We start from the raw sequence: 342 nt of genomic DNA, 5'->3' as shown, positions 1-342 counted from the left end.
GTATCCGCCCTACGAACTACATGTTTGATTTCTGAACCATATTCTTATAGTTCTGCGGATAGAGGTCTTTTAAGTTTTTATGGTTTATGGCCATGATGTTTTCCAGTGTATATTTCAGCCAGTGGAATGGGTTGACTTCGTGTTTTTTGCAGATGGCGAAGAATGAATAGATCATGGCGGCACGCTGTGCAGCTTCATGGCTGCCGGCGAAGAGGTAGTTTTTGCGTCCCAGCGCCAATGGCCTGATGGCATTCTCGACAAGGTTATTGTCTATCTGCAGGTTCCCGTCATACAGGTAAGCCGACAGCCCATCCCATCTGGCGTAGGCGTAAGCCATGGCCT

The 342-nt window shown here is 48.0% G+C and carries 1 protein-coding gene; it reads right to left on the bottom strand.

The window, feature by feature from the left end:
* Nucleotides 1–16: 16 nt before the first annotated feature.
* Nucleotides 17–342 (bottom strand): transposase (locus tag JHJ32_RS23300; RefSeq protein WP_200123042.1); only part of this gene is annotated, 326 nt, incomplete at its 5' end.

It is taken from the genome of Parapedobacter sp. ISTM3, from assembly GCF_016533505.1.
Classification (GTDB): Bacteria; Bacteroidota; Bacteroidia; order Sphingobacteriales; family Sphingobacteriaceae; genus Parapedobacter; species Parapedobacter luteus.
Note: the sequence above shows the minus strand (reverse complement) of the source record. Positions and strands in the feature narration are given on the sequence as shown.